Source organism: Robbsia andropogonis, from assembly GCF_000970345.1.
Classification (GTDB): domain Bacteria; phylum Pseudomonadota; class Gammaproteobacteria; order Burkholderiales; family Burkholderiaceae; genus Robbsia; species Robbsia andropogonis.
Window position 1 is genome coordinate 100,458 of record NZ_LAQU01000003.1, and the last position, 17,216, is coordinate 117,673.

At 61.7% G+C, this 17,216-nt stretch carries 14 protein-coding genes, 1 tRNA gene and 2 pseudogenes; 6 read left to right on the forward strand and 11 right to left on the reverse strand.

Going from position 1 to position 17,216, the window contains the following annotated elements; translation table 11 throughout:
• Nucleotides 1–41: 41 nt before the first annotated feature.
• Complete coding sequence (gene rodA, locus WM40_RS04080) at nt 42–1,190, forward strand: rod shape-determining protein RodA (protein WP_024903454.1); 1,149 nt, start codon at nt 42–44, stop codon at nt 1,188–1,190.
• Nucleotides 1,191–1,287: 97 nt separating this feature from the next.
• Here rodA and WM40_RS04085 read toward each other — a convergent pair whose 3' ends face one another.
• From WM40_RS04085 to WM40_RS32400, 6 genes and pseudogenes are all read right to left on the reverse strand, one after another.
• Nucleotides 1,288–1,791 (reverse strand): DUF3005 domain-containing protein, encoded by a 504-nt coding sequence (locus WM40_RS04085; RefSeq protein WP_024903455.1) that lies wholly within the window; start codon nt 1,789–1,791, stop codon nt 1,288–1,290.
• Complete coding sequence (locus WM40_RS04090; protein ID WP_024903456.1) at nt 1,791–2,060, reverse strand: hypothetical protein; 270 nt, start codon at nt 2,058–2,060, stop codon at nt 1,791–1,793. The genes WM40_RS04085 and WM40_RS04090 overlap by 1 nt, the downstream gene beginning before the upstream one ends.
• A 183-nt stretch (nt 2,061–2,243) precedes the next feature.
• Entirely contained in the window at nt 2,244–2,699 is a 456-nt protein-coding gene (gene queD, locus WM40_RS04095; protein WP_024903457.1) for a 6-carboxytetrahydropterin synthase QueD, read from the reverse strand.
• 36 nt (nt 2,700–2,735) lie between these two features.
• On the reverse strand, nt 2,736–3,368 hold the full coding sequence (gene queE / locus WM40_RS04100) for a 7-carboxy-7-deazaguanine synthase (RefSeq protein ID WP_024903458.1): 633 nt from the start codon (nt 3,366–3,368) through the stop codon (nt 2,736–2,738).
• A pseudogene (locus WM40_RS32395) lies at nt 3,369–3,926 on the reverse strand (7-cyano-7-deazaguanine synthase); the annotation flags it as partial.
• Nucleotides 3,927–4,076: 150 nt separating this feature from the next.
• Nucleotides 4,077–4,289 (reverse strand): annotated as a pseudogene (locus WM40_RS32400) (7-cyano-7-deazaguanine synthase); the annotation flags it as partial.
• A gap of 342 nt (nt 4,290–4,631) precedes the next feature.
• On the opposite strand from WM40_RS32400, the gene surE reads away from it, so the two are divergent.
• The 5 genes from surE to WM40_RS04130 all read left to right on the forward strand — a co-directional run bounded on the left by surE (nt 4,632) and on the right by WM40_RS04130 (nt 11,188).
• The gene (gene surE / locus WM40_RS04110) at nt 4,632–5,516 is read left to right on the forward strand and encodes a 5'/3'-nucleotidase SurE (RefSeq protein ID WP_082102423.1); all 885 of its coding nucleotides are present in this window, start codon (nt 4,632–4,634) and stop codon (nt 5,514–5,516) included.
• An 8-nt stretch (nt 5,517–5,524) separates the two neighbouring features.
• Nucleotides 5,525–6,793, forward strand: a complete 1,269-nt coding sequence (gene argE, locus WM40_RS04115) for an acetylornithine deacetylase (RefSeq protein WP_024903461.1) — start codon at nt 5,525–5,527, stop codon at nt 6,791–6,793.
• Between the two features lie 140 nt (nt 6,794–6,933).
• Nucleotides 6,934–7,452, forward strand: coding sequence for a DUF4123 domain-containing protein (locus WM40_RS04120; protein WP_024903462.1), 519 nt, complete (start codon nt 6,934–6,936; stop codon nt 7,450–7,452).
• Nucleotides 7,445–8,569, forward strand: coding sequence for a glycosyltransferase family 32 protein (locus tag WM40_RS04125; RefSeq protein WP_024903463.1), 1,125 nt, complete (start codon nt 7,445–7,447; stop codon nt 8,567–8,569). Before WM40_RS04120 ends, WM40_RS04125 begins: the two co-directional genes overlap by 8 nt.
• 87 nt (nt 8,570–8,656) lie before the next feature.
• Nucleotides 8,657–11,188, forward strand: a complete 2,532-nt coding sequence (locus WM40_RS04130) for a PAS domain S-box protein (protein WP_024903464.1) — start codon at nt 8,657–8,659, stop codon at nt 11,186–11,188.
• Nucleotides 11,189–11,347: 159 nt separating this feature from the next.
• On the opposite strand, the gene WM40_RS04135 is transcribed toward WM40_RS04130, so the two are convergent.
• The 5 genes from WM40_RS04135 to rsmB form a co-directional block, all read right to left on the reverse strand.
• Nucleotides 11,348–11,423 (reverse strand) — tRNA-Phe (locus tag WM40_RS04135).
• 119 nt (nt 11,424–11,542) lie between these two features.
• Entirely contained in the window at nt 11,543–12,358 is an 816-nt protein-coding gene (locus WM40_RS04140; RefSeq protein WP_046152238.1) for a response regulator, read from the reverse strand.
• A complete protein-coding gene (locus WM40_RS31125) occupies nt 12,359–14,983 on the reverse strand; it encodes a sensor histidine kinase (RefSeq protein WP_024903466.1) in 2,625 nt (874 codons plus the stop codon).
• Nucleotides 14,973–15,545 carry a DUF4390 domain-containing protein gene (locus tag WM40_RS04150; protein ID WP_036009765.1) on the reverse strand — a complete coding sequence of 191 codons (573 nt, stop codon included), beginning with the start codon at nt 15,543–15,545 and terminating at the stop codon, nt 14,973–14,975. The genes WM40_RS31125 and WM40_RS04150 overlap by 11 nt, the downstream gene beginning before the upstream one ends.
• Before the next feature lie 143 nt (nt 15,546–15,688).
• Nucleotides 15,689–17,173, reverse strand: a complete 1,485-nt coding sequence (gene rsmB / locus WM40_RS04155; protein WP_236693378.1) for a 16S rRNA (cytosine(967)-C(5))-methyltransferase RsmB — start codon at nt 17,171–17,173, stop codon at nt 15,689–15,691.
• Nucleotides 17,174–17,216: the final 43 nt, after the last annotated feature.

Below are 17,216 nucleotides of genomic sequence, written 5' to 3' on the forward strand. Positions count from 1 at the left end.
CGGCGAGGCCCATCGCTTCGCCCATCGAGAGGATTTCGCGCATGTCTCCCGAAGTTCGTGCCTGGTTCGACCGCGGTTGGCGGTCCCTGATGGCCTTCGACAAGCCGCTGGCACTGTTCGTGTTCCTACTGGTATGCACCGGTCTGATCACCCTCTATAGCGCCAGTATCGACATGCCGTCGCGTGTCACCGACCAGGTCCGCAATGTCCTGCTGACCTTTATCCTGATGTGGGCGATTGCGCACGTACCGCCCCAGACACTGATGCGTTTCGCGGTACCGCTGTATACGTTCGGGGTCGCCTTATTGGTCGCCGTGGCCCTGTTCGGACTAACCCGCAAAGGGGCAAAACGCTGGTTGAACGTGGGCGTGGTGATTCAGCCTTCGGAGTTGATGAAGATCGGCATGCCATTGATGCTGGCCTGGTACTACCAATTGCGTGAGGGGGCCATCCGATGGTGGGATCACGGCGTCGCGCTGTTATTGCTGGCGCTACCGGTCGGCCTGATTGCGAAACAGCCCGATCTGGGTACGGCGATGCTGGTCTTTGCAGCCGGCCTGTTTGTCATCTACTTTGCAGGACTGAGCTGGAAGCTGATTTTGCCCGTGATGCTGGTCGGGGTCGTTGCCATCGGCGCAGTACTGATCAACGAGGATCGTATCTGCCAGCCCGGTGTGAATTGGCCGATGATGCATGACTACCAGAAACATCGTGTCTGTACGCTGCTTGATCCGACGTCCGATCCGCTTGGCAGGGGTTTCCACACAATCCAGGCCGTGATCGCCATCGGCTCGGGCGGTCCTCGCGGGGAAGGCTGGCTAAAGGGTACGCAGGCGCATCTGGAGTTCATTCCAGAAAAACACACGGACTTCATTTTCGCCGTGTATTCGGAAGAATTTGGCCTGGTTGGTGGTCTGCTGCTGTTGGCGATGTACACCCTGCTGATCGTCCGAAGCCTGATTGTCGCCTCGCGTGGCGCGACAATGTTCGGACGATTGCTGGCCGGGGCGCTGTCGTTGACGTTCTTTACCTATGCCTTCGTCAATATCGGGATGGTAAGCGGCATCTTGCCGGTTGTCGGCGTGCCGCTGCCATTCATGAGTTATGGCGGGACGGCGCTGGTCACGCTGGGCGTTGCGGTCGGCATGGTGATGAGCGTAGCCAATCAGCGCAAGAACATCCGGCGCTAGACGGGCACCAAGCGACGCGGACGGAAACGCACGCCGCCCAGACCTAGCGCAATTGTGCGCGGCTGCGGGTCCGGCAGGCCGCAACAGATGCCACCCGTCACGGCTCCGAGCGGGGCGACTTCACGTCCGTGTCCGGCTCGAACTTGATGTTGTGACCCACGCGCGTATGGTTTTGCGGGATATGTTCGAGACGCTTCCTCGCGCCTTCCGTTGCATCGGTATCGGAGTCATCACCGGCTGTTTCGTACAACCCTGACGCTTCGACGAACCCAACGTCCACCACATGGCTACCAGGCGCCGCGAGCACGCCAGCAGACGCGCCATCCGGACGACTATCGATCCCCGCTAATCCTGTTGGCGGGGTCCGCACCGCGTTTTGCAACGTCGCGTTGCTCACCACTTCGTTATCATGCTGGCGGTCCAGGCCGCCGCCCGTTCCCGACGCCGCGTCAGCCGCCTGGCGGCGTGCGTCGCGATTCTTGCCATCCGTGTCGACAGTGCTGTCGCTGCCGACATCATTGTCCAGGTCGACACCGCGTGGCACGACGTCCTCCGGCAGCTCGGACGGCACGCTCTTGGAGTGTGAATGCGTCGTGCCCATTACGCGCTCCGTCCAGCCTTTTTCTCGTCCTGATGGCGCGGCTTGCCGGTTTCCTCACCATCGGTGCCGATCTTGGTCACGCCACCCGTGGCCGGGGCGTCGCTTGCCGGGAACGTCTCCTCCAAGTCCTTATCCAAGCGGTGATCTGTACTCAGATTGTCGCGATCCGGGTTTTCATGCTTGTTCGGGTCGATTTCGTCTTTCTTCAAGGCCGCGGCTATATTGCGGGCGTGATCCTGCTTCGTCGATTGCGTCGTCGCGTAGGTCATTATTGCCTCCATGTGTGGGCCTGCTTAAACAAGCACGCCGCGTGCCCGGCATGGAAGGAATCGATCACCCCGCCAAATAGAATACGCTCGTCGAACCGCGCCCGGCCTGGGACTGTCCATGGACCACTATCTGAACCACATGATCAACTGACGGGGCAATGCGTCAGGGAAGCCGTCTGGCGATCAACCCTCCAGCTTCGGTCCGGCGTCAGCCCAGCAATTCGGCGTTTCATAGAGACGCACGCGGATCAGGCGCAGTGCCCGCCCGTAATGGCCATCGTAGACCGGTGCCAATGTTTCATAGGCCCACTGCGCCAGGTTTTCGACCGTCGGAATACGATCGATGACCACCGTCTTATGACCGGGCAGCGTCTCGAGGAACCGCATCACTGCCTCGTCGCCTTGGTAGACGAGAAAAGCGTGGTCCCAGCGGTCCACCAGATGCGCGTTGGCCAATGACTTGACGTCGGCGAAATCCATGACCATCCCGCATTCCGGAGACCCGCTTTCCTCGACGACCTCGCCTTCCAGCGTCAGTTCGAGGACGTAGCGATGGCCATGCAGATTACGGCACTGGCTGCGATGATCCGGAATCCGATGACCGGCATCAAATTCCAAACGGCGTGTAATTCGTATCACAATGGGTATCCGTCGATTCGCCGCGCCAGCATGCGCTCAGGCGATATTCAAGTATTTGTGCGTTTGCATCGACAGCCACCAGCGCGGATGTCGCTTGCACCAGTCGATTGCCAGACGCGTATTCATGTCACGTGATGGCCCGTCCATCGGCTGGACCAGAAAATAGGTGAAATCCAGCGCCAGGTATTGCGCCAACACCTGGTTCGGCTGGGGCACCACCACTTTCAGCTCATCGCCGCGCGTAACGACCAGGGTCGATCCCATCTTCGGGCTGACACAGACCCAATCTATCCCGTCAGGCACCGGAATCGTGCCGTTGGTCTCGATGGCGATCGTAAAACCGGCCTGATGCAATGCATCGATCAATGCGGCATCCAATTGCAACAGCGGTTCGCCGCCGGTGCATACGATAAAGCGCTGCCCCTCTCCCTCGGGCCACAGCCCGGCAACGACGGCGACCAGATCGGCAGGCGTGCGGTATTTGCCCCCATTTTCGCCATCGGTTCCGACGAAATCCGTATCACAGAACTGGCAGACCGCCTCCGCGCGATCCGCTTCGCGGCCCGTCCAGAGATTGCAGCCGGAAAAACGGCAGAACACCGCCGGACGACCGGCATTCGCCCCTTCGCCCTGCAAGGTATGGAAAACTTCCTTGACCGAGTACGTCATTTAATGGCCCTGACCGTCCTGTCGTGAAACGGCGCGCTCGGCCTGGTAGGCCGCATAACCGTTTGCGCGCAACTGGCACGCGGGGCAGTTGCCGCACCCATAGCCCCACGGATGAAAATGCGTCCGGTCCCCCACATAGCAGGTGTGCGTATGATCCCGCACCAGCTCGACCAGCGGCGTGCCGCCCATCTGCTCGGCAAGGGCCCACGTGGCGGCTTTGTCGAGCCACATCAGCGGCGTCTGCAGCACCATGCGGCGATCCATGCCCAGGTTCAACGCGATCTGCAGTGCCTTCAGCGTATCGTCGCGGCAGTCGGGGTAGCCGGAGTAGTCGGTCTCGCACATGCCGCCCACCAGCACCCGCAGACCGCGCCGGTAGGCGATCGTGGCCGCCACCGTCAAGAACAGCAGGTTGCGTCCTGGCACGAAGGTATTCGGCAAGCCGTCATCCCGGGCCTCGATCGCGATGTCCCGCGTCATCGCGGTGTCGCTGATCTGACCGAGCATCGACAAGTCGATCATATGGTCAACGCCCAGGCGCCCGGTCCAGCCGTCAAACGCCCTCATGGCGACCGGGGCGACGGATGCCGCCGCGTTGGATCCAGTCATGCTGTTCAAGCCGGACGCGCTGGCGGTATCGAGCCCGCCACCGGCGGTCGTCGTTGCCGCATCCGCTTTCGCCGCCCCTTCCACATCGCCGGCGGTCGTTTCACGCACGCCGGCGGCCAGCAATTGGGCCCGGAAGGCGCTGCGACAAGTCAGTTCGATCTTATGGCGTTGGCCGTAGTCGAAACCAATCGTCTCCACGCGGGCAAAGCGCTGCAATGCCCAGGCCAGGCAGGTTGCCGAATCCTGACCACCGGAAAACAGCACCAGCGCCCCCTCGTTTGCGAGGCCATCGGTTCCCCGAACGGGGCGCAAGGCCACGTCGGACGAATCGGACCGGCGCGGGGCGGGAGCAGTGTCAGTCTTCGGCATGGGTATCGATTTTATTTGGCGGTCCGGCCCACGGTCCACCATGGCGGAAGGGCTGGCAATGTCGTCGCGATCGGTGGACGAATTGCAGGACGTTCGAGAGGAATGGCACGCGAGGCGAACCTGTAATTATAGGGAAATCCCGGCTGATTTCAAATGTTTAGCGTCGTAAGACGGACTGAGGGGCACACCACTGCGGTAAAATGTCGACATCATCCCAGTGCTTCGGGCCTGCCGTTCATGCTCGCATTGCCGCGCTGGCCACCGTTTTCCGATAAGGCTCGCCCCATGCCCGACACGTTTCAGCCGCTTGACGTCCCCCGCGATTTCGTTACATCACGCACCCAGCAGCTCCTGTCCTCGGCACCTCGCCTGAAATGCGTCCTGTTGACGAACGATGACGGCATCGATGCCCCTGGCTTGGCGGTCATGACTGATATCGCGGCGCAGATCGCCGATGAGGTCTGGGTGGTTGCCCCGGAAACGGATCAGAGCGGCACCTCGCACTCGGTCAGTCTGCATGCGCCGTTGCGGGCCATCCCGCGCGGCGAGCGGCGCTTTGGCGTGACGGGCACGCCAGGAGACTGCGTGGTGATGGCACAGGCGCTGATGGGCGGCGTGAAACCGGATCTGGTGTTGTCGGGAGTAAACCGCGGCGGCAACCTTGGTGTGGAGACGGTGTTTTCCGGCACCGTGGGCGCGGCAATGACGGCGACGCTACTGGGTCTGCGCGCCTTTGCAATGAGCCAGACGTATCGGCAACCGAATCCGCTGAGTTGGGACACGGCACGCACCTTGGGCGCCGATGTCGTCCGACAGTTGCTGGCATTGCCGTGGCAGCCTGGCGTGTGCCTGAATGTGAACTTCCCGGCCGTGCGTCCCGAGCAGGCGAAAGGCATCCGCCTGACCCGCCAGGGCGCGGGACTGGTGCGCGGCATGGAAGTAGAGGTGAAGGAGGACCCACGCCTCGTCCCTTATTATTGGCTGCGCTTCCGCCGCAACGGCGAGGACGCGCTGCCCGATAGCGAAACCGCCTCGGTACACGAGGGGTATGTATCGGTCACGCCTTTGCGTTTCGAGCGCACCGATACCGATGCACTCGACCAATTGCGTCGCGCGTTTGCCGAATCACAAACGCCCGGCAAGCCCCATCCCGCTTCCACACCATCGTGAGCCAGGCCATGCATTCCTCCCTCGACAGTACGTCCACGACCATCGATGCCGCGCATGCACCCGTGGCATCGCACGCCCCGGCGATACAAGCACGCACCGCCGAGATTGTCGCCACGGCAAAACGCATCCTGCGTGACCTCGTCGCGTTTCCCACCATCAGCCGCCAGCCGAATCTCCCGCTGATCACGTATATCCGCGACTACCTGGAAAGCCAGGGCATCACCAGCCGCCTCGTGGCGCATGCCGACGGCACCCGCGCGAATTTATACGCGACAATCGGACCGACCGACCGCGGCGGCATCTGCCTTTCGGGTCACGCCGATGTGGTGCCGGTCACCGGCCAGCCCTGGACGAGCGACCCGTTCACGCTGATCGAACGCGATGGCCTGCTCGTCGGACGGGGCGCTGCCGACATGAAAGGGTATATCGCTTGCGTGCTGGCATGCGTGCCGTTCTTCAAGGACACGATCAACGCGATTCCGCTGCATATCGCAGTCAGCTATGACGAGGAGATCGGGTGCGTCGGTATTCGCGACCTGTTGGCGGAATTGGCCGTCGATGCGGCAAAACCGATCGGTTGCATCATCGGTGAGCCCACCGGCATGCGGGTTGCGATGGCGCACAAGGGCAAACACAGCTATCGCTGCGGCGTACGCGGTCTGGCCGGACATTCGTCGCAACCCGAGACCGGCGTCAACGCCATCGAATACGCGGCGGAACTGGTCAGTCATCTACGCGGCATTGGCGCCGGCATCCGGCGTGACGGGCCGTTCAACGACGCATTCGCACCATCCTACACAACGATCCAGACCGGCACGATCCGCGGCGGCGTAGCTGTCAATGTCGTACCCGACCAATGCGATTTCGATTTTGAGATCCGCTACTTGCCCGAGGACAGTGCCGATACCCATGTCGCCAAGCTGAAGGCATTCGCTTTGAAGCAATTACTGGCCGACATGCAGGCCACCTATAACGGGGCCGATATCGCCTTCACGCAGTTGTCCGCCTACCCTGGCTTGCGTAACGACAACGATGCGCCGGCGCGCCAGTTGAAGTCCTTGTGCTCGCATGCGCTCGGCTTCGCGGCGCTCGCCGATCACACCGTTGCGTTCGGCACCGAAGGCGGTTTGTATCAGGAGATCGGCGTGCCGACACTGATCTGCGGACCGGGCTCGATCGACCAGGCGCACAAGGCCGACGAGTTTGTCGCCATCTCGCAAATGGAAGCCTGCTGCGTGTTCCTGCAACGTCTCGCCAACGGACTGGCGCGGGACTAAGGGATCATGGGCCGTATCCATCCCCCCTTTAAAGTCTTCCCCAAGGCGGCGTGAGCAAGGCTGCGTTATCTCACTATGCTACATTGGATTAATTGTGGATCTCGCCGGGACGTCGCCTTGCCCGCTCAGGAAAACGAACCATGCTAGACGCGATCAATCAGCGCCTTTTCGCTCTGTACTCCCGCGACCCAAGGACTTTCCGGCTCTATGCGCTGGTCGCCGGCGCGAGCGTGCAGGAAGTCACGGGCAGCGTGCCGGTGCACGATGCAGGTAGCGTGGCGTTGTTCGATCAGACAGTTGACACGGCAATTGCCGATGCCGGACCCTGGCTGCTGAAAATCGATCAGGCATCGGCGCCGAATATCGCGCTGCTGCAAAAACTCGGTGAAACCGCGATCGGCCTGGTCTGGCTGATCAGTGCACGCGAATTCGCCGACCTGAAAGAAGACCTGACATCACGTCTCGACGTCGCGCTGCCTGATGGTTCCATTTCCTTACTGCGGTATTACGATCCCACCTGCCTGCTGGACCTGGCGCAATCGTTGCAGCCGAATCAACGCGCGGAATTCTTCGCGCCGGCGCATGAGTGGCTTGTCTATCGTGACGGCAGCCTGACTGTGGTGCACGCGGTGGAGACGCCGCCGTCGGACCATGGCTAACGTGCGCGGCGCGCCTCGGGCGACAACGACATGCGCGACGGATACCCGCGCCCCGCTTACCGTACCGTTGCTGCTGTGGTCATCGGAACACGACGACAGCCCCCCGCGAGACACGGCCCCCATTCCCCCGCTGTTCTGGACCTATTGGCATGACGCGTCGTTGCCGCTCGTGGTCCAGGCGTGCTTGCGAAGTTGGCGTCATCACCATCCCGATAAGCGCATCACCATACTGCATCCGGATACATTGCCGGACGAACTGCCTGCATTACCGGAGGGATTTCGCCACTGGCCGCCGCAGGTACAGTCCGACTGGGTGCGGCTCGCCGTGTTGGCAACGCATGGCGGCGTATGGCTGGATGCCAGCACGTTGATGCACGCGCCTCTCCATTTCATCGATACGCTTGCCGCGCGGCATCGACCAGACCTGATCGGTTATTTCAATCGCGAACGCACACAGGATGCGGCGTTTCCGATGCTGGAGAACTGGTTTCTGGCAGCCCCTGCGAATAGCGCTTTCGTGCGCCGATGGTGGGCCATGTTCGACGGTGCGCTGCATCGCGACGGTACCGCCGATATGGCGTCACTCTCCAATGGCACGGGGTTGCCGACGTTGCTCCAGGGCTTCAGTCACGCACCGGCGTACTTTACGTGCCACGCCGCCGCCCAACGAGTGATGCGAGACGGCATCGCAGAGGGTAACACCGACCGATTTGGCCGGCATGACGGCGCGACGGCGGCGGAAAACCAGGCCGCTTGCCTGTTTCGCACGCACCACTCGGACCACGGGCGCGGGATCGCCTCCACCGACGCAGCGGTCCTGCCCTATCGCTTGGCGTTGATGCCGGCGGAACTCGACGCTTTTTACGAGACGCATTCGCGCGGCTGGGAGCCGGACCGCGTCTGTTCGTGGCTTTGCGATGCGCCGGGAGGTCCGGCGGCGGCGATATGCATGGCACCGGACGCACCGGACCGTGCGCCGGTGGCTCTCTTCGCGGCGCGATGGTCGACCAGCGCGCGGCTGACAAAACTGATCGGCTTGCTGTGGCGCCCATTGGAGGCGCGTTTGCAAAGAGGCGACGTCCACCCGGCATCGATCATCGGATGCCTGCTGCCTTGACCAGCGTGGGCCATACGTTTCCCAGTACACTAGGATAGGTGGCGCTTTTCGTCGTTCGCGCGCTGTACCCATTACCTATTCTAATAAATGACAGACGCATTCGATATTGAGACGGCACGCCTCGCCGGGCAGCGCGACACGCCGGACACACGGACCGAGACATCCGGGGACCGCGCGTTGGTGAGCGCCGCGGCGGAACGCGCACGTCATCGCGCGATCGTCGACAGTGCCAGCGACTACGCGATTATCGTGACCGATCTTTCCGGCGCCATCACGGATTGGAGTGCCGGTGCGACGTCCGTTTTCGGATGGACCAGCGCCGAGATGATCGGCAAGCCGCTTGCGATGATCTTCACGAAAGAGGATCGCGCGGCAGGCACGCCTGAACGAGAAATGCGTGCGGCCCTTGCCCAGGACAGCGGCAAGGACGAGCGCTGGCACGAGCGGCGTGGCGGTACGCGCTTCTGGGCGAGCGGCGAGATTTCGCCGCTACGTGATGACACCGGGCAGCATCACGGTTACGTCAAGGTGCTGCGTGACCGAACGACCGAACATACCGCCACGCAAGCGCTCGATCTCGCGGAGGCGCGTTATCGGGCCTTGTTCGACTCGATTGACGAAGGCTTCTGCATCATCGAATTCTTCGATGGACCGCATGGCCCACTGAGCGACTACCGGCACGTGCAGGCGAACTCAGGCTATGAAAGGCACACCGGCATTGCCAATGTGCTGGGCAAGACGCTACGCGAAATCGACCCGGTCGACGCCGATCAATGGCTTGCACTTTATGGCGGCGTCCTGCGTACCGGCACGCCGATCCGCTTCGAGCGATATTTCAAGACAGCGGGACGACATATCGAAGTCTCGGCGGTCCGGGTGGAACCGGAAAGCGACAAGCAGGTGTCGGTGCTATTTCGCGATATCACCGCACGCAAGCAAAGCGAAGCGGCGCTGCGGGCAAGTGAGGCCATTGCACGGGAAAACATCGAGCGCGTGCAATTGGCGCTGTCGGCCGGCGCGATCATTGGCACCTGGTTATGGGATTTGCCGAACGACCGCTTCACCGTGGACCAGGCATTTGCCGAGGCCTGCGGTCTGGATCCGGCGCTCGGCCGTAGCGGCCTGAGGCGTGCGCAGATCGTCGCATCCGTACACCCCGATGACCAGACCGGCCTTGCCGACGCCATCAATTCGGCCATCCGACGCGGCGGCCCTTATGCCCATCAGTACCGTGTACGGCGTCGCGATGGAAAGTATCACTGGATCGAGGCGAACGGGCGCGTGGATCACGGGCCGGATGGCACGCCGTTGAGTTTTCCGGGCGTGTTGCTGGACGTCGGGCAACGGCGTGCGGTGGAAGAAGAGCGCGATCGGGCGTCGGCATCGCTTCGTGCGCTGAACGAAACGCTTGAACAACGCGTGGCGGAGCGCACCGCGGAACTGATGCGGGCAGAGGAACAACTTCGCCAGTCGCAGAAGATGGAAGCGGTCGGGCATCTGACCGGCGGACTTGCGCACGACTTCAACAATCTACTAGCGGGCATCTCGGGCTCATTGCAGATGCTCTCGATACGATTAAGCCAGGGCCGCCTCGCGGATGTCGACAAATACGTGGTCGCGGCGCAAGGTGCGGTCCGCCGCGCCGCGGCGTTGACGCATCGTCTTCTGGCCTTCTCGCGCAGACAGACGCTCGATCCACGGCCCACCGACGTCAACGCGCTGGTCAATGGCATGACCGACCTGATCCAACGTACCGTGGGTCCCGGCATCATTGTCGAGGCGGTGGGCGCCACGGCATTGTGGCCGGCGCTGGTGGACGCCGGGCAGTTGGAAAATGCGTTGCTGAACCTCTGCATCAATGCGCGAGACGCCATGCCGGAAGGTGGCCGCATCACCGTGGAGACCGCCAACAAATGGCTCGACCGCAATGCCGCGCAGACGCATGACATGCCGGAGGGTCAGTACCTGTCCCTGTGCGTGACCGATACCGGCACCGGCATGACGCCCGATGTGATGGCGAAGGCCTTCGATCCGTTCTTCACCACCAAGCCGATCGGCCAGGGTACCGGCCTCGGCTTGTCGATGATCTACGGCTTTGCGAAGCAGTCCGGAGGACAGGTCCGGATTTATTCGGAAGTAGGGCAAGGCACGACCGTCTGCATCTATCTGCCACGCTTTTATGGCGATGTGCTTGATGAGACGGTGACGCCCACGACGGAGCCGATCGAAACGGCCGAGGCGGGAGAAACCGTGTTGATCGTCGACGATGAACCAAGCGTTCGCATGCTGATCACCGATGTGCTCGACGACCTCGGCTATACGGTTATCGAAGCCGCGGACAGTGCGGCGGGTCTGAAGATCTTGCAGTCGAACGTCCGTATCGATCTGCTGGTCAGCGATGTCGGCCTGCCTGGTGGCATGAATGGCCGGCAGATGGCCGACGCGGGGCGTCAATCGCGTCCTGATCTGCAGGTATTGTTCATCACCGGTTATGCGGAGAACTCGGTGATTGGCAATGGTCACCTGGAGCCCGGCATGCAAGTGATGACCAAGCCGTTCACGGTCGAAGCACTCATGGCGCGGATTCGGGAAATGGTGGCGGCGGGAACGAAGTCTTGAGGTGGCGCAGCGACGGCTGCTGCCATCGACATCGACATCGACATCGACATCGACATCGACATCGACATCGACATCGACGCCCTGCTGAAAACAAAAAGGCGACCTTTTCGGGTCGCCTTTTTTACCATCCGCCCTTCGAAAAGAGCATCAGAAATTTCGTGGTGGCCTGGGACGGAATCGAACCATCGACACGCGGATTTTCAATCCGCTGCTCTACCAACTGAGCTACCGGGCCACGAGAGAAAAGAGTATATGCGCAATACCCGTAACCGTCAAGTAATTCCATGCAAAATGCCGTCCGGATTGCCTATGCGGCGCTTGTCGCGGCATAGGCAATCCTGCGTGCTCCGCGCATCACTCCTGACCGCCGCCCTTGTTCCGTGACAGGTCCACGCCCAAGTGCCGCATCTTCCGGTACAAGTGTGTTCGCTCCAGACCGGTCTTTTCGGCGACGCGCGTCATGCTGCCGTTCTCACGAGCCAGGTGATATTCGAAATAGGCCCGTTCAAACGCGTCGCGCGCCTCCCGTAACGGGATATCGAACGTCATGGCCGCGAGCCGAGTCTGCTGTGGCGTCAGCGGCTCGCCCTGCAACAGAGGCGTCCCGCTCGAGGTGCCACCCAAGCCCGGTGTCTGCCCGGATGCACCGGACGCCAACGCATGCCCCGAGCCAATCGTTCCGTTGCCGACCAGCGATGCAGAAGCGGGCGCGGGCGATGCCGACGCGTATGCAGGCGACGCTGGTGCAAAGGACGGCACCGTCGTCGGGGCTGCCGTAGGCGAAGCGGGCGCGGGAGTCGGCGCGGCACCCCGCGCAAGCCCCTGTTCCACCGCCTTCAGCAGCTTCTGCAATGCAATCGGCTTCTCGAGGAAGTTCAGCGCACCGATCTTCGTCGCCTCCACGGCCGTATCAATCGTCGCGTGACCGGACATCATGATGACCGGCATGGTCAATTGCCCTTGCGCCGCCCATTCCTTCAGCAACGTCACGCCATCCGTATCGGGCATCCAGATGTCCAGCAGCACCAAGTCCGGCGTCGATTTTTGCCGATACAAACGTGCTTGCTGAGCATTCTCGGCCTGGTCTACTGCATGACCTTCGTCGCCAAGAATTTCCGAGAGCAATTCCCGGATACCCATTTCGTCATCCACTACCAGAATGGTTGCCATTTACCCTACCCTTGTATGCGCAATTGCTTTCGCCTGCGATGCATGCCCATCCTCACTGCCATGCTGCCTGGGTTCAGACGCCGCGTCGTCCAATTGCAGGAACAGGATCGACACCTGCGCCCCAGCCACGCCTTCTTGCCCCATGCGGCCACGATTTCGAATATCGATACGGCCACCATGCTCATCGACGATCTTCTTGACCATCGCCAATCCAAGACCCGTGCCTTTTGCCTTCGTTGTCACGTAGGGCTCGAAGGCACGCGTCAGGATACGCGCAGGGAAACCGGGACCGTTGTCCGATACGGCAAGACGTACGGCCATTCTGCGGTTGCCATGCTCATCCGCGTCTCCATATTCTACCGGGCGCGTCTCAATTGTGACTTGCGGCCGTGGGGCATCCGCCACCGCGTCCTGAGCATTCTGCAATAGATTATGAATCACTTGCCGAAGCTGCGTTGCGTCGCCTTTAATTGCAGGTAACTGCTCCAGCGAAACCGTGATGGCGCCTTTGCCATCATCAACGCCATAGAGCGTCATGACTTCGGCTACGAGATCGTTCAATTGAAGCGGTTGCAACACAGCCGGTGGGGTACGTGCGTATTCGCGGAAGTCATCGACCATGCGCTTCATCGCAGCCACTTGATTGACGATTGTCGTGGCACCTCGCTTCAAAACGTCCGCATCCGTCTGATCCAATTTGGGCGACAGCTTCATCTGCAAACGCTCGGCTGACAGTTGAATGGGCGTCAACGGATTCTTGATCTCATGTGCAAGACGCCGCGCGACCTCACCCCATGCCACGGAACGCTGTGCCGAAATCACGTCCGAAATATCGTCGAACACCACCACATAGCCGGCGGTCGCGGCGTTACCCAACGCGCTCAACAGACGCGTACCACGTACCAGCAGCGTCAACGGCTCGGTTTCCCCGGCCACCGGAATGGCGAATTGCTGCTGCCAGTGGCCAACGGGACCACGCGGGTCCAATCCCACACGCGGACGATCCTCTGCCGCCATCGACACCGCGACTGCCGCGGCGGCCTGGGCGAGGTGATCACCGCCAAGCTGGCCGCCGTCCGCATCCGATTCCGCCGTGGCGGTATGGCCATCTATCTCGACGCCGTCGCGGTTATCGCCGTATTTGTCCTTGCGGCTGCCATCGTGATTGCCATCATTGCCGGTCTCGCGCTCCATCGCCACGCGATCCGCCGCCTCGCGATCAGCAAACGCCTTGCGTACCATCACGCCGAAGTCTGCCAGACCTTCGATCTCAAACAGCGTCTTGCCCAGTTGCTCCTGGAAGGGTTTGCGGAAAATACGATCCGCGCCTGGGTTGGCGGTCGTCAGACGGAACTGCCAATCAAACACGAATACGCCGGCCGTGAGGTTCGCCAGGATGCTTTCCAGATAGGCTTTGGACTCCTCCAGCGCGAGACGATTCGCCTCGACCGCCCCCTGCGCTTCCGACAACTGGCGTGTCATTGCATTGAACATCTGTGTCAGAAAGCCCAGCTCGTCGTTGGACTTGATCTCATGCTTCGGTGTGTAGTCGCCGCGCGCCACTTCCTCTGTACCCCGCGCCAGCAGGAACAAGGGGCGCGCCAACTGATTGCCGAGCACGAGCGCCAACATGATGCCGATAAAGGTGGCAAGGAACAGCGCCAGCGTCAGCGTGCCGATATACATTTTGCGCAAGCCGGTACGGCCCAACGACTTTTCCTGATATTCCCGATACGCTCGTTGGACCGCTTCTGCATTACGTGCCAAGGTAGGCGAAACCGGCTGGATCAGTTGCAGATATCGGTCGTCCCCCTGCGTCTGGCGCTGATAATACGGGATGCGCATCAACACGCGCATCCGCAGCACGCCCTTTTCACTGGCCGCATCGATGTCGCCTTCGGTGGCCGCGTAAACCTTGCCGCTGCTCACCACCGCCAGCATTTGCTGGTTCGGTAATTCATCAATGCGCGGCGGCTGGATCGTCTGGTTCGCCTCGGCCAAGATCCGCAGCGCGGGTTGCTGCACATAATGCAGGGACAGGGGCTGCGTCGACATCGGCGTGGACATCGGCACCGCGCGTGAGATGACCTGCGCCTGCTGAATATTGAATTGATCCCGCAGGCGTAGCAGCGTCAACGTCGTGTTCGACTCGCCGGCAGCCGCCAACTGGTCCGCCATCGTGCGGCCCTTTGCCTGCAGATCGCTCAGCGAGTTGTCCAGCATGCCGCGCCCCAGCGCCAGTCCCGAATCGAGCGCGGTCTCTACATTGACGTCAAACCAGGACTCGATACTGCGCGACGCGAATTGCAATGACACAAGGTAGATGATGCCACCTGGCAGGACACCCACCAGTGCAAAAAAGATCGCGATTTTGGCCAGCAGGCGGGTACCGAATTTCCCCTGCCGCAAGCGTACGGCAATCAGGCACACCAGCGCCACCGTCACCACCAGGAAGACGAAGGCGACCGCGACGTTTGCCGTGTAGAGCCACGAATAGTATCGATCGAAGAATTCGGTGTTCGCGCTCGCGAGTGCCAGTAGCACGAGCAGCAGCGTAGCGGTCAACGCAACCGTCGTGACCAGCACCCGAACCAGCAGAGTCCGCAGATCGACGCTACTTTTCATGATCGGCCGTACTGAAATCAAAGCGGGACCAATCCGAAGACAAGGTCCAGTCGCTATTGTTGACCGCATCGATCTGGAACGGCTTTGGCATCTGCGAGATATCCAGCTCCATTCGGACTGCCGCGACGTAGTGCTCGCCCGGTGCCACATCGTGCTTGTCGATCACCTTCCAGGCCACCACGTGCTTGATCACCGCCAACGCCTGTTCAAGCGTTGGTAACGATAGATACAAGCTGTCACCGGTGGTTGAAACACGATATTCGCGCGTCAACGGTTGAAAGGACAGACGTACCGTCTGTGAGGCCGTAACCGCCTGATCGTCGAACCAATACCATCGCGGACGTGTCAACGTGAACTCGGTGCGGAAATACAGCGGAATCCCCTTGCTGACCGCATCCGTCAAACTATTGTTCAACGTGAAATCGAAACGTGCGTCCAGGTTCCAGCCGCCCGCCGCATCAGCCTGCAATGAGGCCCGTTGGACCGCGATCGTACCGGCATGCGCCGAGGCGGGCGTCATGACACCAACGCCCAGCGACACGAAGCAGAATGCAAACATCATCGCTGGTACGGCACGCGTGAGCCATTTGCGCCGTGCATGCGACGGCGCCACGGCGCGGATCGGCGCGGGCAGCGGCACGGCAAGCAGTGCTGCGAAGGCGCGCCGAGCGCACCGCGCTTGACGAAGGAGAACGCGGAAAAAAGTCACCGTTTTCGAAAACGCGCGTAGAAAAAACCGTCATGATCCGCGTCGGACCCGGATGCCGCGACAACCGGCGTCAATTGCCCTGGGGCATCCAATCGTACCGCATCTTGGCGGCCCCCTTCAAACCAACGCGCCTGTTCCTCGCCTTCTTCCGGAAATATCGAGCATGTGACGTAGAGCAATTCGCCGCCCGACGCCACAGTCTGCCACAAGGCGTTAAGAATACGTCGCTGCGTCTGCACCAATACGCCAATGTCAGCCGGGCGGCGAAGCCAGCGGATGTCCGGGTGTCGGCGTACGATCCCCGAAGCTGAGCAGGGTACATCGGCCAGAACGCGGTCGAACGAACGACCATCCCACCAATCCTCAAGGCGGGCGGCATCGCCAATGCGGATGTCAGCGTGCATGCCCAGCCGCTGCAAGTTCTCAGTGATCCGTGGCACGCGGCCCGCATCGCTCTCCAGTGCCACAAGCTCGATATCGGCCAGCTCCAGCAGATGGCCCGTCTTGCCGCCCGGTGCCGCACAGGCATCGAGAACGCGCATGCCGTCACGCACATCCAACAACAATGCGGCGCGCTGTGCGCCCGCGTCCTGCACCGACACGGCACCCTGCGAGAATCCTGGCAGCCGATTCACCGGCACGGCACGCGAAAGCCTTACACCCGAGGGCGCCGCGGGGTACGCGACTATGCCGGCTTCACTCAGCGTGACCAAGTACGCGTCCGGACTGGATTGGCGCGTGTTGACACGCAAGGTCATCGGCGCGGGTTTATTGCCCGCTTCCAGGATGGCTTGCCATTGCGTCGGCCAAGCGCGCCGCACCGCGTCGATCCACCATTCCGGATAGCTCCAACGCGCAACGCGCTGCTGCGCCACACGCTGGCGCAGAACGGGGGCTTCTCGCAAAAAAGTCCGCAACACGGCATTGACCATACCGCGTGCAAAGCGCGTATCTTCCGCCGCCGCCGCGGCAGTGACCGCCTGATCGACCACGGTATGGGCAGCGTACGGCGCCGCTCGCCCGAACGGCGCGGCGGTCTGCGCCCGCGGCGTCTCGAGAGAGGCGAATGACGATGACTCGGATGTAGCAAGCACGGTGGATGCCGCGTCACGTTCATCGGTTGTGGCATGGACGGGAGCGACTGATTGGTCACCGGCCACGGCTATGGACGCATCGTCCGCCGCGACAAGTAACGTCAACGCACACGCCAGTAAGTCCCGCACCGGCGGCGCGGGGGGCTTTGCGACCATTTCGGCGATCAGCGCATCGGTCAAGCCCAATGCGCGAATGGCGCGATAGGCGATATCTTGCGACGCACCGCGCCAATCGCTGGACGCATGATCCGCCGATACACTAGCGTGCGCCGTCATTGCGGCACGGGCCTGGAAGGCCGTCTGCAAGGCAGATGGCAGTGACGCGCCTTGACGAACAGCACCAACGGCGCTGGCCGCGACATCGAGTGCAAACGCCAAGGAATCCACCGGCAAACCTTCCGCATGCATTTGCCGTGCGACTGGAGGCGTC

Coding starts and splice junctions, on each gene's coding strand:
- rodA (WP_024903454.1), top strand. CDS start 42: ATGTCTCCCGAAGTTCGTGCCTGGTTCGACCGCGGTTGGCGGTCCCTG.
- WM40_RS04085 (WP_024903455.1), bottom strand. CDS start 1,791: ATGGGCACGACGCATTCACACTCCAAGAGCGTGCCGTCCGAGCTGCCG.
- WM40_RS04090 (WP_024903456.1), bottom strand. CDS start 2,060: ATGACCTACGCGACGACGCAATCGACGAAGCAGGATCACGCCCGCAAT.
- queE (WP_024903458.1), bottom strand. CDS start 3,368: ATGACGTACTCGGTCAAGGAAGTTTTCCATACCTTGCAGGGCGAAGGG.
- surE (WP_082102423.1), top strand. CDS start 4,632: ATGCCCGACACGTTTCAGCCGCTTGACGTCCCCCGCGATTTCGTTACA.
- argE (WP_024903461.1), top strand. CDS start 5,525: ATGCATTCCTCCCTCGACAGTACGTCCACGACCATCGATGCCGCGCAT.
- WM40_RS04120 (WP_024903462.1), top strand. CDS start 6,934: ATGCTAGACGCGATCAATCAGCGCCTTTTCGCTCTGTACTCCCGCGAC.
- WM40_RS04125 (WP_024903463.1), top strand. CDS start 7,445: ATGGCTAACGTGCGCGGCGCGCCTCGGGCGACAACGACATGCGCGACG.
- WM40_RS04130 (WP_024903464.1), top strand. CDS start 8,657: ATGACAGACGCATTCGATATTGAGACGGCACGCCTCGCCGGGCAGCGC.
- WM40_RS04140 (WP_046152238.1), bottom strand. CDS start 12,358: ATGGCAACCATTCTGGTAGTGGATGACGAAATGGGTATCCGGGAATTG.
- WM40_RS31125 (WP_024903466.1), bottom strand. CDS start 14,983: ATGAAAAGTAGCGTCGATCTGCGGACTCTGCTGGTTCGGGTGCTGGTC.
- WM40_RS04150 (WP_036009765.1), bottom strand. CDS start 15,545: ATGATGTTTGCATTCTGCTTCGTGTCGCTGGGCGTTGGTGTCATGACG.